Annotated in this window: 14 protein-coding genes and 1 pseudogene; 6 read left to right on the top strand and 9 right to left on the bottom strand. The window is 64.8% G+C overall.

Annotated features, from left to right (window positions below; genetic code table 11):
• Positions 1 to 2 precede the first annotated feature (2 nt).
• The 4 genes from CQY20_RS10185 to CQY20_RS10195 are packed head-to-tail and all read right to left on the bottom strand — an operon-like array spanning position 3 to position 3,090.
• Positions 3 to 1,079, bottom strand: a complete 1,077-nt coding sequence (locus CQY20_RS10185) for an ABC transporter ATP-binding protein (protein ID WP_207767258.1) — start codon at positions 1,077 to 1,079, stop codon at positions 3 to 5.
• A gap of 10 nt (positions 1,080 to 1,089) precedes the next feature.
• Positions 1,090 to 2,235: an ABC transporter substrate-binding protein gene (locus CQY20_RS10190; RefSeq protein ID WP_097939955.1), complete on the bottom strand. Its 1,146-nt coding sequence runs from the start codon at positions 2,233 to 2,235 to the stop codon at positions 1,090 to 1,092.
• 23 nt (positions 2,236 to 2,258) lie between these two features.
• Positions 2,259 to 2,432 (bottom strand): hypothetical protein, encoded by a 174-nt coding sequence (locus CQY20_RS34790; RefSeq protein WP_163700218.1) that lies wholly within the window; start codon positions 2,430 to 2,432, stop codon positions 2,259 to 2,261.
• Positions 2,419 to 3,090: a sugar phosphate isomerase/epimerase family protein gene (locus tag CQY20_RS10195; protein ID WP_097939956.1), complete on the bottom strand. Its 672-nt coding sequence runs from the start codon at positions 3,088 to 3,090 to the stop codon at positions 2,419 to 2,421. Before CQY20_RS10195 ends, CQY20_RS34790 begins: the two co-directional genes overlap by 14 nt.
• An 87-nt stretch (positions 3,091 to 3,177) precedes the next feature.
• Here CQY20_RS10195 and CQY20_RS10200 point away from each other — a divergent pair, with 87 nt between their 5' ends.
• On the top strand, positions 3,178 to 4,386 hold the full coding sequence (locus tag CQY20_RS10200) for an ROK family transcriptional regulator (RefSeq protein ID WP_133119056.1): 1,209 nt from the start codon (positions 3,178 to 3,180) through the stop codon (positions 4,384 to 4,386).
• Here CQY20_RS10200 and CQY20_RS10205 read toward each other — a convergent pair.
• The 3 genes and pseudogenes from CQY20_RS10205 to CQY20_RS10215 form a co-directional block, all read right to left on the bottom strand.
• Entirely contained in the window at positions 4,360 to 4,755 is a 396-nt protein-coding gene (locus tag CQY20_RS10205) for a DMT family transporter (protein WP_109789722.1), read from the bottom strand. The genes CQY20_RS10200 and CQY20_RS10205 overlap by 27 nt on opposite strands.
• A gap of 152 nt (positions 4,756 to 4,907) precedes the next feature.
• Positions 4,908 to 5,535, bottom strand: a pseudogene (locus CQY20_RS10210) (FKBP-type peptidyl-prolyl cis-trans isomerase).
• A 47-nt stretch (positions 5,536 to 5,582) separates the two neighbouring features.
• Positions 5,583 to 6,188, bottom strand: coding sequence for a class I SAM-dependent methyltransferase (locus tag CQY20_RS10215; RefSeq protein ID WP_097939959.1), 606 nt, complete (start codon positions 6,186 to 6,188; stop codon positions 5,583 to 5,585).
• A gap of 17 nt (positions 6,189 to 6,205) precedes the next feature.
• Between CQY20_RS10215 and CQY20_RS10220 the strand changes: the two genes are divergently transcribed.
• Positions 6,206 to 7,123 (top strand): alpha/beta fold hydrolase, encoded by a 918-nt coding sequence (locus CQY20_RS10220; protein WP_234816181.1) that lies wholly within the window; start codon positions 6,206 to 6,208, stop codon positions 7,121 to 7,123.
• A gap of 274 nt (positions 7,124 to 7,397) precedes the next feature.
• Here the strand turns inward: CQY20_RS10220 and CQY20_RS10225 are convergent, their stop codons facing one another.
• A complete protein-coding gene (locus CQY20_RS10225; RefSeq protein WP_163700213.1) occupies positions 7,398 to 8,297 on the bottom strand; it encodes a PE-PPE domain-containing protein in 900 nt (299 codons plus the stop codon).
• Positions 8,298 to 8,725: 428 nt separating this feature from the next.
• Between CQY20_RS10225 and CQY20_RS10230 the strand changes: the two genes are divergently transcribed.
• The 3 genes from CQY20_RS10230 to CQY20_RS10240 are packed head-to-tail and all read left to right on the top strand — an operon-like array spanning position 8,726 to position 12,193.
• On the top strand, positions 8,726 to 10,069 hold the full coding sequence (locus tag CQY20_RS10230; protein ID WP_097939962.1) for an MFS transporter: 1,344 nt from the start codon (positions 8,726 to 8,728) through the stop codon (positions 10,067 to 10,069).
• Positions 10,066 to 11,283 carry a M24 family metallopeptidase gene (locus CQY20_RS10235; protein ID WP_097939963.1) on the top strand — a complete coding sequence of 406 codons (1,218 nt, stop codon included), beginning with the start codon at positions 10,066 to 10,068 and terminating at the stop codon, positions 11,281 to 11,283. Before CQY20_RS10230 ends, CQY20_RS10235 begins: the two co-directional genes overlap by 4 nt.
• On the top strand, positions 11,270 to 12,193 hold the full coding sequence (locus CQY20_RS10240) for a LysR family transcriptional regulator (RefSeq protein WP_097939964.1): 924 nt from the start codon (positions 11,270 to 11,272) through the stop codon (positions 12,191 to 12,193). The genes CQY20_RS10235 and CQY20_RS10240 overlap by 14 nt, the downstream gene beginning before the upstream one ends.
• Here the strand turns inward: CQY20_RS10240 and CQY20_RS10245 are convergent.
• Positions 12,187 to 13,101, bottom strand: a complete 915-nt coding sequence (locus tag CQY20_RS10245) for an MBL fold metallo-hydrolase (protein ID WP_097939965.1) — start codon at positions 13,099 to 13,101, stop codon at positions 12,187 to 12,189. The genes CQY20_RS10240 and CQY20_RS10245 overlap by 7 nt on opposite strands.
• Before the next feature lie 152 nt (positions 13,102 to 13,253).
• On the opposite strand from CQY20_RS10245, the gene CQY20_RS10250 reads away from it, so the two are divergent.
• Positions 13,254 to 13,904, top strand: coding sequence for a nitroreductase family protein (locus CQY20_RS10250; protein ID WP_097939996.1), 651 nt, complete (start codon positions 13,254 to 13,256; stop codon positions 13,902 to 13,904).

Here is a 13,904-nt window from a genome sequence, read left to right on the forward strand (position 1 = left end):
CGCTAACCCTGCGTCACGATGGGGATGTCGTCGGCGTTCCATGCCACGATCACACGCTCCCCGGCCTCGTGCCGGACGCCATTCGCCCCTGCCGGAACATGCACGGCCGCTGTCGGTCCACAGTCGAGCCGTACCTGGTAGAAGGTTCCGTGTCCATCGAACGCGGAGTGCAGCACCTCTCCGTGCAGGCCGTTGTCGTAGCGCTGGCGCGGTCCGTCGGCGCTCAGCAGCCGCAGTCGCTCAGGGCGCATAACAGCTACCCCCTTGCCTAAAGGAACCGATTCCCGCACCGTGACCGAAACACCAGGGCTGTGCAGCGTCCGCGTCCCGTTCATGGCGACGACATCGCCTTCGAGCAGTAGGGGATCGCCGAGGAACCCGGCCACGAACGGGGTGGCCGGGCTCGCGTAGAGATCGGGTCCGGGTCCGCACTGCACGATTCGCCCACTTTCCATGATCGCGATACGGTCGCTGACAATCAGCGCCTCGCGCTGGTCATGAGTGACGTTGACAATCGTGACGCCGAGTTCGCGATGGATGCGGGTGAGTTCGAGTTGCATCGATTCACGCAGTCGCCGGTCCAATGCCGACAGAGGTTCGTCGAGCAACAGGATGCGAGGCTCGTACACCAGTGCCCGCGCGAGTGCCACTCGTTGGCTCTGCCCGCCGCTGAGCTCGCTCACGCTGCGGTCCTGCATGTCGGGTAACTGCACCAATTGCAGTGCCCCGCTGACTCGGCGGGCAATCTCCCTGCGACCGACCCGGCGCATACGGAGAGGGAAGCCGACGTTGTCTCCGACGCTCAGGTGAGGAAACAGCGCCAGTGATTGAAAGACGACGCCGAGCTCGCGGGTGTGCGCCGGACGACCGGTCATGGTGCGCCCGCCGATGACCACCTCGCCGGTGTCGGCGTCGAGCAGGCCGGCGATGATGCGCAACAAGGTGGATTTGCCCGACCCCGACGGCCCCAGCAGAGTGAAGAACTCACCGTCGCCGATCTCGAGCGACACATCGTCGAGCACCACCGAGTCGCCGTACCGCTTGCCGACGTTCTCGACGCGAATGGCGGTTCGAGTCACGTCACGCGTCCTATCGCCCGATCGCGCTGTCGAAGGACTTCTGCCATGCCTCATCATTCTTGGCCATCAACGGAATGGGCGCCACGATCGCGTGGATGGCGGCCAGATCTTGTTCGGAGCGCGGGAAAACCGCGGGATTATCCGCCATATAGGAGGGCACGGTGGCTTCGGGATTGACCGGCACGAGACCCAACTTGCCGGCCACTTCGGATTGAACTGCGGGATCCAGAAGGTAATTGGCGAACACCTGTGCGTAATAGGCGTTGGCGTCAGGGATGCCCTTGTGGATGTAGTACGCGTCGCCGACGACGTAGAGTCCGTCACTCGGTGCGACGAGCGCGATGGGCGCGCCCGCGCTCTGCGCCTGGATGCCGGAGCCCGTATTGCTGATCGCTACCTTCACGGATCCGTTGGTCAGCGCCGTCACAACGTCGGCGTTCGACCCGAGTTGGGCCAGGTTCGGCCGCAGTTCGGAGACCCGCGCCCACACAGGGTCCATGCCCTGCGGCGGGTTCTGTGCCGGATCGACGCCGATGGACTGGGCGAACCCGAAGGCGGTGCTGGAGTAAATCGTGTCGACGGCGAGGCTCTGGCGGAGATCGGGTTTGAATAAGTCGTTCCAGGTACGGATCGATGCAGGATCGACCTTGTCCGTGCGAACGATGAACGGCACCGACAGCGTGTAGGGGTTGATGTAAGCCCACGGGCCATCGCTATGGTCAGGGGGAGCGGCTGTTTCGGCGACCACCTTATGGAGGTTGGGCGCCAACTCGGGATGTATCGGAATCGTCCACCCGCGTGCGGCATTCGTGTAGGCGCGCTGCTGGGCGTTGAAACTGGCGTCGGCGCTGGGCCGCTGGCCCGACGAAATCTCCTCGTTGATCTTGGCGTAGCTGACGGCTTCGTCGGTGGTGTCCCAGACGATCGGAATGCCGGTGTCTTCGGTGAACGCCTTACCGGCAGTGTCGGCATACACCGTCTGCTGATCACCGCTCCAGATGCGGATGACGAGGCGGTCGGGCTTGGTGGCCGGTTCCGCGGGAACGCCGGTGCTCGCATTGCCAGACGCGGTATCGCTCCCTTCGTTGCTGCAGGCGGTAAAGCCAACGACGGCAAGGGCACTGGATGACCGCGATCGCGATGGCAGATCTGGCATGACTCATGGACGGCTCCTCAAAATCAGTGCGGAAGCAGTTCGGTGGAGTCCAGCGGCATCATCGGTGCCAGATAGCGGTAGCCAAGAACCAGCGCGTTCGGTTCTTTCCCGAGCATCTCGACGATGTCGGCTTCGCCTTCGATCTTCGAAAGGGCGGCGGCGGCGAACACTTCGTCCTCATGCTTACGACTGACCATAGAAGCCGAGGACTCCCCGCTTGCGCTCGTCAATGTCGATGTCCTTGGCGTGAAAATGCACTATGCGATCGCCGAAATCGCGTATCGCTTGGATGTAATCGATGCCGAGGAAGACGAGGTGCGACGGGTCGATCTCCAATCCGAGCGCACGTGAGGGGACAGCGTCGAACATTGCCTTCCAAATCTCAGGGCTGAAAGCCATGTTCTCGCCGGTGCGATTCTTGTGGTGCAGCATGGGGCAGTTTTCGATGCCGATGCGGATGCCGAGATCTTCGGCTTCTGAGGTTAATTCTGTAAACAAGTCGGTGAACGGCTCCATGCAGTCCTCGACGGTCCAACCCGGTGTCATGCCGGCGAAGGTGCATACCGCTGAAACTTCCATGCGGCTTGCGAGTTGGATGACCTTTCGGAAGTAGCGCTTGTACTCGGCGGCTTCGGCCTTGTCGGCGGTCAGAAAGTTGGGGTAGTAACCGAGCGCCGAGATCTCGATGCCGCGGCTGTCCAGGTCGGCGCGGATCTCCTTGATTCGTTCGTCGGTGATCTCGTCGGCGTTGAGCGATGACTGGGGCCAGGCAGACAATTCCATCGATGTAAATCCGGTGTCCTGGGCGAACTGCGCGATGTCGCGGCTGTAGTCGGTGTAAAAGCCGAGCCTCATGAAATCCCTCGCAACCTGTAGGTCTTGCTGACATCACTGAAGCTATGGAAACCTTCTGTCGATGTCTAGAACAACTTACGTCGATCTGTGACAGAAGTGTTGCCGTTGTCCGCACTCCAACGGCGCGTCGTGGCCCTCTTGTTGCGGCGTGGACCGCTGGCGCGTGCCGAGTTGACCAAGCTCCTCGACGTCAGCCGGTCAAGGTTGTCGCCCGAAGTCGCTCATCTGATCACGAAAAAGGTTGTGCGGGAGGAACTATCGGATGTTTCGACCGGAGGACGTCGGGCGACGCGATTGACTCTGGGTGACAGGGGATTTGGTCTGGTTGCCGGGGTGGACGTTGATCCCGCCGGGGTCTCATTGGTGCTGATGCTCTTGGACGGGACAGTGGTCGCGCGGCGGACAGTCGAGTGCGATCAGGCTTCTGACCCCGGGCTGACGCTGAAGGCAGTCGATGCCGCGTTGAAGTCCGAGGTGGCCACGGCCGGCAGCACGCTTCGTCTGATCGGCGTGTCGATCGCGGCCGACATTGACAACGTCGGCCAGGTGTCCGAGCCGCCGCCGACGATGCCCGCATGGGCGGGCGTGTCGATTGGGGGGCACTTCGCGCGGCGGTTCGGCGTGCCGGCATATGTGGAGAACGACGTCAATGTGCTGGCCGTGGCGGAGCGGTCTCGATGTGGGCCGGCTTCTGAATTGCAGAACTATGCCGTGGTGAAGGTTAGTAGTGGTGTCGGGTGCGGCTTGGTGATCAATGGCAGGTTGGTGCGGGGGAGCGACGGCTATGCAGGCGATATCGGACATGTCTGCATCGATCCGGCTAGCGAATTCATGTGTGCCTGTGGGAATTTGGGATGCCTGGAGGCGGTGGTGTCTGCGCCAGCGTTGATCCGTGAAGCGGAGGCGCTGGCGCGGTCCGGGCAGAGCTCGACCCTCGCCGAGTTGCAGGGCGCTGGTCCATTGTCCCTGGAGGCGGTCGGGCGTGCGGCACAGCTGGAAGATCCCTCGGCGACGGCGATGCTGCGTCGCGCCGGCAGGCATGTCGGCTTTGCCATTGCCGGGTTGGTGACGATTCTCAATCCCGCGGCGGTGTTCCTGTCAACGGGCATTCGAGGTGCGGAGGACGTGGTGCTGAGTGCTGTGCGGCAGCGGGTCTATGAGCATGCCCGCCCGGCGGCGACGAGGCAGCTCGTCATCGGGACGTGCCAGTTCGGACGCGAGGACGGTGCGGTAGGCGCTGCTGAATACGCGTGCCATGCCATGGTGACGTCATACGGCCAGAAGGACCGTGGCTGACCCGGCTGCCAACAGTCCTGCCGTCTGTTTTGCAGTGAGACGCTCGCGGAGCACCGTGACGCCGAGAATAAATGGAATCACGGGATATAACGACGACAGAACCACAGCGACGGCGGCAAGTTGGTGGCGTGTCGCAACAGCGTAGGCGGCCAGTGCGGCCGCCGCCGTCACACCCGCGGTGATCGCCAGTGCCGCCGAGGCCTCCGGCATCCGCCGGACGAATGATCCAAGTTGCTCTCCGAATTGGCCCCGGACGAGAGCGACCGACATGGCAAGCAGGACGACGACCGGCCACAGTCCGGAGGCAGCAGTCGCGCGCGCCAGCGCGAGATATTGCACCGCAATACCGACCCCTGCGGGGCCTCTCATCGAGGACCGCTTGGGCGGCCGCTGTGCCCTTCGGCGTCAGTTCGATATAGCGTTCCCGGCCATGGGAATTCGCGCGGAGAATCAACTCGCGGCGCTCCAACAAATCGGACCGATTTCGTGCAGGACCACGGTGACCGCGATCGCGCTGCCGGTCAGCTGGTGGCGTCGAGGATCTTGATCGCGAAGATCAGCGAGTCGCCCGGCTCGATCCCCGCGGCGGGCTGACCGTCGGGGTAGCCGTCGGCCGAGGTCATCGCCACGGCGACGGTCGAGCCGACCTTTCTGTCCGGCGATGGCCTTCTGGAAACCGGGGACGACCCCGTCGAGCGGGAACTCGACGGGCGCGCCGCGCTCGTAGCTGTTGTCGAACACGCTGCCGTCACGTCCATTGACGCCCATGTAGCAGACCGAAACCGTGGCGGTGTCCGCGACGACCGGGCCGTCGCCGGGCTGCAGTGTCTGCACCTGCGTCTCTGTGACGCTGAACGGCGCGCCGACGTTGACCGCCGGCGCCGTCGTGTCGGTCGAGCCGGTCACCTCGACGTTGCCGGTGGCGCCGGCCAACGACCAGTCCGGTGTTCCGCCGTCCTGCGGCGCGGCTGTCGGGCATGCGCTGGCAGGGGTTGCCGGTGCGGTGACGGCCGTGGTGGTGGCGACCTCGGCGACCGACGGCGTGGTGGCCGGTGAACTTTCGGTATCAGAACCGCATGCGGCGAGTCCGATGACAAGCGGGGTGGCGCAGATAAGCGCCGCGCGGGACGTCAGACGGAAGGATTTCACTGTCGCCACGCTACAGCGGTGTGATACCGGCCTTCCGGCTGCGGGGCCTAGACCGGCCGCAGAATCGCGACCAGGAAGTCGGAGTCCTCGCTGAACGGGCGCAGATCCCACGTCGAGAGCAGAAGATCGGAAGCGAATCCGGCCTGCGTGGCGTCGTCGAAGAACTGTTCGAATTCATATCCGCGACCGGCGCCGAAACCGATCACCGCGCGGCCGGTGTCGCGCAGGTGTGCACGCAACCGTGTCAGCACTTGAACGCGGGTGCTGGGCGCCAGGAACGTCATCACGTTGCCGGCCGACAGCACCAGGTCGAACGGCTCGGCGATGCCACGGGCGGGCAGGTCGAGTTCGGCCAGGTCGCCGACGAACCAGCGCGGTCCGGGATGGTCCTGCTCGGCGGCCTCGATGAGGGCAGGGTCGACGTCGACGCCGACAACGCGGTGACCCGCCGCGGCGAGATATCCGCCGAGCCGGCCGGGCCCGCAGCCGGCGTCGAGGATGTGGGCGCCGCGGGGCGCCATCGCGTCGACGAGACGAGCCTCGCCGGCCAGGTCCTCACCGGCACGCGCCATCGATCGAAATCGCTCGATGTACCACTGCGAATGCCCAGGATTAGCGGCGACCTTCTTCATCCAGAGGCTCGGCTCCACCATATGTCCATTGTGGCAAGGTGCGCGCCAGTGGCGGCGATGAGATCTCTGCGCCCCGGTGGTCTAACCCGTTGGGCGTAAGAACAGGGGAGCAGATGGTGGCAGAGCCTTCGCGCAGTGGTCATGTGCCGGTCAACGGGCTGCATCTCTATTACGAGGTGTACGGCGACCTGGACGGCGAACAGCCGCCGTTGCTGTTGATTCCAGGGGCGTTCATGGCGACCGACTCCATGACGCCGTGGACCGAAGCCTTTGTCGGCGACCGTGCCGTTGTTTTATTCGATCAGCAAGGCCACGGCCGCACCCCAGACGCTGCACAGGCAATGTCGTACGAACAGTTCGGTGACGATGCCGCAGAACTGTTGCGAGCGTTAGGGGTCGCGCGCGCCGATGTGATGGGCTACTCGCAAGGCGGCGGGGTGGCGCTGCAACTGGCCATCCGTCATCCCTCGCTGGTCAGCAAGCTGGTCTCGTTGTCGGCCACCTTCCGCTGGGATGGTTGGTATCCGGAGGTAATGGAGTCGATCGGCGGCCTCACCGCCGCCGCGTTCGCCGGTTCGACCGTTGAGAAGGCGTTCAAGGCGCACACGCCCGACGACGACGCTTTCGCGGCCTACATCGAGAAGATGACGGTGCTGAACATCAACGATCAACAGATCTCCGACGACGAAATGCGTTCCATCTCCGCCAAGACGATGATCATCGTCGGGGACGCCGACGGCGTGAAGCTCGAACACGCGCTGGAGATGTTCAAGCTGCGGGGAGGGGGCGACACGGCGGCGGCAGCGACGGGTGTGCTGCAGAAAGTTCCAGACGCGCGCCTGGTGGTGCTGCCGGCGATGTCGCACATCGGCTTGTCGGGAGAGTCGAAGTTGTTGGCGCCGTTGATCACTGCGTTCCTCGACGATGTGGCGCCGACGACGCCGGATCTCTTTTAGGGTGCGGTGGATGCGGCCTCGTCGGTGTTGCACGCTGAAGCATCGCCCACCGAAACCGCCTGGCCAGGGCGTTGGTGGCCTTTGACGTCGGCTCTTCTGCCCGTCAGGGTGGTGAGTCGGTTGGCCACTTCTCCGAAGACTCGCCTGACCGCGGCCCGGCCATTACCGACTGTTGATGCGGCGGGCGCGGCCCGGAGCGGGGTTCGCGATTTGACCCGGGTTCCGGTCAACGCCTGGGTGGTGGTGAGGGAATCGGCAGCATTGCGGACGCGATTCAAGACCCGCCTTGGCGTGGCATTCTCGTCGTGCGCCGAGGGCAGCTCAGTAAGGCCGGCGAGCTTTCCGTGTGAGAAGTAGGGCCTGCGTCGGGCGCCAGTCTGGAGTAGCCGGAATCGATGGCCGGCTTGAGTCCCGCGTTGATCCAATCGACGACCCGCGCGGGCACCCCGAGCTGTTGCAGTGGTTTGAGCATCGGCACGGTATCTGATGGGATCATGTATGTCGTTGTGGTGCCACGCATTTCATTGGTCCTGCTTGACACCACAACGGCGTCGTCCGGTAGCGACATCGCGGTGTTGTTGTGGTAATACGCCATCGAGAAGAATGAGTTCACTACGGCCAACAGGTTCCATGGGCGGTCTGGGAAGTCCGACCAGAATTCGTACTGGTGGTATACGACGCTGACGTCGTACTGACTGTCGGCAAGATCGTGCACCGTGTAGTTGATTATCGGCAGAGTCGTGCCCACTGGCAGGTAGATGTTGGCAAGCCCGATCTCGGGACTCGAGAACATGACAAACGTCAAAGAACCCGGCGGGGGAGCATGGGGATCGTCTGCGAGATAGGCCAACTCGCGATTGATGACGAGTGTGCCTTGAGACAGCCCGGCGATCACCACCGTGGTCTCGCCGTTCTCAAGAGATCTCCGGATTTTTTCATCGAGGTCCCGACGCCCGATCTCGACCGCATCATCGACCACCGGCGCGGACATACTGCCGCTCACCATGCCGATGCTGGCCGGATAGTTGACCACCTGAGCCGTGCTGGAGGGGAACCAATTCTCGCCGATCATGTGATTGAGCACGTCGTAGCCGCCCAGGATGGAAAGCGGTTCGCCGCCTTCCTCGCGGGTGTCCAAAAGGTAGAACCGTCCCAGCGGCAGTGAAGTGATCATGCTCGGGAAATGCTGCGGTCCCGCGCCTGGGACGGTGATCCTTGTCTGCGCCTGCGCGGCCGGTGCTGTAGCTGATGCGACAATAGTCGTCGCGATGGCGAATGATATAGCCGTCGCTGAAGATAAGACGTGTAGCTTCATTTCCCGCCTTGCACTGGATCAACTTCGGTCGACATGTATTTATTAACACGCAGTCTCACTGAGACAGTAGTACATCGCCGCACTTCTCGTTCGCGCACGGAAAGGCATTACTGATCGTGAATAAGCAAATATTGATGCTACCTATAGCTAATAGCTGGACGCCCCGAGCGGCAGGCCGGCGCAGAGGCGTTTGATATCAACTGCGTATCAGTAGAGACCAGATCGATATTGGACACATTCAACGCCGTCTTTTAACGTCCGTCGCAAGCCGCGTGAGGAGGCCCTGTATGGATGCGCCCGAACCCACCAACGGAACGCGCGGACTGCGTCGTGTCCTGTTCTCGAGCTTCGCGGGCACATCCATCGAGTGGTACGACTTCTTCCTGTTCGGCTCCGCGGCGGCCCTGGTCTTTCCGCACTTGTTCTTTCCCGGCAGCGATCCGACGACGGGAACACTGCTTTCCTTCGCGACGTATGCGGTCGCTTTCCTCGCACGCCCGCTGGGCGGCGTCATCTTCGGCCGGATGGGCGACACTGTCGGACGGAAAGCAGCACTCGTGGCGACCCTGCTCCTCACCGGGGGCGGCACGTTCTTGATGGGCTGCCTGCCCGGCTATGACTCCATCGGGGTCTGGGCCCCGGTTTGTCTGGTGATTCTTCGCCTAGTGCAAGGCCTCGGTCTGGGAGGGGAGTGGGGCGGCGCCGTCACCCTGTCCGCCGAACAAGCCGACGCGCACGGGCGGCAACGGACGCGCGGGACGCTCGCGTCGTGGGTTCAGCTGGGGGTGCCCGTCGGAAACCTCGCCGCGGTCGGCGCGTTCACCGGCGCGAGTGTGCTGATGCCGGACGACGATTTCCTGTCGTGGGGTTGGCGCTTGCCGTTCCTCGCCAGCGCGGTGCTCGTCGTGGTCGGACTCTGGATGCGACTGGCAGTGGAGGAGTCACCGCTGTTCCGCGCCGTCGAACGGCCACGCGCACCGATCGCCGAAGTGCTTCGCACGCAATGGCGCCCGGTGCTGCTGACGATCGGGATGCGGATCTGCTCGGACGTCTCCTACTACGTCTTCGCGGTGTTCGCCCTGTCCTACCTGGCGAGCAACCTGGGGTTGCCGAAGAACTGGGGGCTCTACGGCGTCATCCTGGGATCGGTGTTGCAACTGGCCGTGATCCCTGGTTCGGCGGCCATCTCCGATCGCGTCGGCCGCAGGCCTGTGTACGTTGCCGGCGCAGTGTGGGTCGGCGTGTGGGCGTTCGTGGCTTGGCCGATGATCGACTCTGGCAATCTCGTGGGCGTACTCGCCGCGCTGGCGATCGGAATCGCCGGCCAGGGCGTGATGTACGGCCCGATGGCCGCCTTCGTCGCGGAGCTTTTCGACACCAGGCTGCGCACCTCCGGCGCGTCATTCGGCTATCAGGTCGCCGCCATTTTCGGCGGAGCGCCGGCGCCGCTGGTCGCCACCCTGCTGATCGACCGCTTCCAAACCACCTTCGCGGTCACGGTGTATGTGGCGCTGACCGCCGTACTCGCCTGTGTCAGTGCGCTTCTCGCCCGCGAGACACGAGACAGGGAACTCGCCGACGACTTCGCGACGTCGGACGTTTCGAAACCCGTCGCCGAAGGGATGCGATGAACACCACCGCGCTCGCCAAGATCAGACACCACCTCCGCGCCGCCAATCTCGCTGGCTATGTCGCGGCGACCCCGTCAAATGTCTTCTACGTGACGGGTTTTCGCAGCTACTTCCTGTCGGAGTGGTGGCGCATGCACGGTACGGTGTTCGCGGTGATTCCAGCCGACGATGCGGCTCCGGTGACCCTGGTGCTGAGCGACTTCGAACGCAACGCAGCCGCGGCGGCGGCGCCGGAGGTGGAGATGTCGCCGTATCGCCTGTGGGTCGACCTGCACACCGAGGCCCAGCTGACCGTTGCCGACGAAGCTGGGCCACCGCGTCCGGCGCAGTTTGACCCCAAGGAACTGGACGCGGCGCTCGGCAGCGCACTGCAGCAGTCGCGCATGACCTCGGGCGCCGTCGGAACCGACCTGCCGTTCCTCACGGTCGACACCTACCAACGTCTGTGCCGAGTGGCGCCGGACGTGACGTGGACCGATCTCTCCGAGCAGGTGTATGGGGTGCGGTTGATCAAGGAACCCTGGGAGGTCGAACGGCTCGCACTGGGCGTGGAGTTGTCCGAGGCCGGCATGCTGCACGCGGCCAAGCAGCTCTCTGCCGGGCTCAGCGCCGCGGATGTGCGGCTGCTCTTTCAGACAGGTGTTGTCGAGGCCGCGGCCGCCGATACGCGCTTCGCCGGCTACACCGACAACTGGGTGTTGCCCTCGGTGGGGGGCAGGACATCCGCGAGTTACGGCGACCGCGGAAGCGGACTGCAGCCTGGCGACCTCGTCAAGTTCGACTGCGGCACAACGGTGGACGGCTACCGCTGCGACGGCGGGCGCACGTTCTCGTTCCAGCGGATCGATCCGGTGGCCGATCGGTTGTACGGGGTGCTGGCCGAAGCGCAACAGATCGCCCGCGAGATGATCCGACCGGGCACTGTGATCGGCGACATCTATCGCGCGGCTATGGCGCACGTTCACGCGAACGGGTATCCGGGCTACAACCGCGGGCACATCGGACATTCGGTCGGCATCGACACCTTCCACGAGGAGCCTCCCTACATCACCCCCGATTGCGCCACGGTCCTCGAACCGGGCATGGTGTTCGCCGTGGAGTTACCGACCTACACACCGGATGTCGGCGCAATCATGATCGAGGACATGCTGGTGGTCACCGACGACGGCGCACGGCAGCTGCATTCGCTGACCCACGACCTTGTCGTCGTCTGAGCCGCCGCGGGAAGTCCTCGGCCTGGAGATCAGGCTGCTCGAAGCGGTCGTCGCCGTCGCCGAAGAATTGCATTTCGGTCGGGCGGCCGCCCGACTCGGCATCGCTCAACCGCCGCTGAGCGCCAGGATCCAGCGCGTCGAACGGCTGCTCGGCATTGGGATATTCGACCGCGACCGCAAAGGAGTCGCGCTCACGGCCGCGGGTGCCGAGGTGGTAGCGCAGGCGCGTCGAGTGCTCGCCGAGGCGCAATCGCTCGGCCGACTGGCCGAGGGGCTGCAGGCCGGGACACGCGGCAGTGTGGCGATCGGCGCGGTGGGGTCTGCGTTCTACCAGGCGCTGCCCGAGTTGCTCGGTCCGGTGCGGGCGCAACTGCCCGACCTGCAACTGCGGATCAGCGAGGTCGAGACGCCCGATCAGGTGGATGTCCTGCTGGCCGGTGAACTCGACGTCGGATTCCTGCGCCCACCGGTCGATCGGCGGTTGGACGCGCGGGCGATCTGGCAGGAACCGCTTGTCGTAGCGCTGCCGGCCGAGCATCGGCTTAGTCGCAAAAAGCACGTTGAGGCAAGCGAACTCGCCGACCAACCGATCGTCTTCTTTTCCCGCGACCGCGGCCCCGGTTACTGGGACGAGGTGAGCGATGTGTTCCGTTCGGTGGGGGCGCAATTCGACCCGACCGCCGAGGCCGACCACACGACGACGATGCTCGGCCTGGTCGCGCTCGGTGTCGGCGTGACGATCGTCCCCGACTCGGCGCGCGCGCTGCGCCTCGCCGGAGTCTGCTATCTGCCGTTGCGCCCGACGCGGGATCTGACGTTGTCGGTGGCCGTACTGCCCGACACCGCCGCGCGCAATCCAGCCATCGGCGCATTCCTCAACACGTTGGGGCAGAACCAAGTTGGTCAGTAATCCCAGACGGCAGGCACGCATCGGAATGCGTCGCCAGCGGCCGCCACGCGGCAGACCGAGGGGAACGGCAGGTGGGTGGCCACCAACGACTCGCCGGTCGCGGCCAGCTCCTGCAGCAGCGCGATCCGCACGCGCGCCGCTTCTTCGGGATCGTGTTCGAATCCGTTGAACCATCCGGGATTATCGAATCCGACCTGGAAGACGGCGTCACCGGCGAATGTCAGCCGCTCACCTGCGGACTCGACACGGACGACGCTGTGGCCGGGGGTGTGTCCGCCGGTACGGGTGACGAGCACTCCTGGTGCCACCTCGTACTCCGTCTCGAAAGGCCGCAGCTGGCCGTGGTAGTCGCTGAGGAATTGTGAGGCGACGCGCCGAAGCGTGCCCGGCACGGGCGCGGGCATGGCGGTGTGCGAGAAGTCGGGCTTCTCCCAGAACTCGGCCTCGCGTGCCGCGACGTGGATGCGCAGGTCTGGGCGCAGCCGGGCTTTCACGCCGTCGGTGAGCAGGCCGCCCACGTGATCCATATGGAGGTGGGTGAGCACGACGTCGGTCACGGATCCCAGGTCGATACCGGCGGCCTCGAGGCGGCGGACCGTCTGGCCGGCGCGCGGGAAATCGGGAAACTCCATGCCCAGTCCTGCGTCCACGAGGATCGTCCGTTCGCCGCTGCGCACGACGACCACATTGAGCGGCCAATCGAGCACCTCCGGCGGCAGGAACATCTCGTCGAGCCAGGTCGACAGCGTGGCCGAGTCGGCGTTGGTGGCCATCACCGGCGCGGGAATCGGCAGCACGCCATCGCTGATCACCAGGACTTCGATGTCGCCGACCGGTTGCGCGTAGCGGGACGGAACCAGCTCGTCGTGCGTGGGCGTACCGGGCCGTGAGATGTCGACCAAACTCATTTCGCTTCCTCCTGCACCTACCCGAAGACAGTGTCGAATGTGGACGGTCGGGAATCCGTCTTTCGCTAAGACCGATCGGCGGCGCGATTTGTGACACCGAGATCGTTTCGGGTCAGCGGAAGGGTGTGCCGCGCGGCGACGTTGCAGCCGTCATGACACATGGGCTGAAGTTGGGGTTGTCGGCGGACGAAGTGCTCACCACCACGCGAGCGGTGCGCAAACGGCTGGACTTCACGCGGCCGGTGGAACGCGAAGTGCTGCAGGATTGTGTCGAGATCGCTCGCCAGGCGCCCAGTGGTCGTAACCGGCAGCGGTGGGATTTCATCTTCGTCGGCGACGAGGCCACCAAAACGGCTGTCACCCGGTGGTGGCTCGCCGGACTGCGGGCCGGAGCACCCGGCGGTTCCGACACCCGGGATCCGTCTCCCACTGGCTGGCAGCGGATCGCCGAGAGCCTGGGCGACCTTGCCGCCCGACTTCACGAGGCGCCTTGGTTGTTGATCCCGTGCGTGCGGGTGGAGTCTCGTGCCGAACTCGCCGACGTCCGCGGCCAGGCCGGAGCATGGGGGTCGGTGCTGCCGGCGGTGTGGAGTTTCATGCTGGCGGCGCGGGAGCGCGGGCTGGGCACGGCGTGGACGACCGCGCACCTGACGTATGAGCGCGAAGTTGCTGCGGTTCTTGGTATTCCGTACGACACGGTCGTGCAAGCAGCGCTGACTCCCGTCGCCTATACGGTGGGAACGGACTTCAAGCCGGCCCGCCGCGCGCCAGCGGAGTCGTTCCTGCACTGGGACCGCTGGTGA

Source organism: Mycolicibacterium agri (assembly GCF_002553505.1).
GTDB classification, from domain to species: Bacteria; Actinomycetota; Actinomycetes; order Mycobacteriales; family Mycobacteriaceae; genus Mycobacterium; species Mycobacterium agri.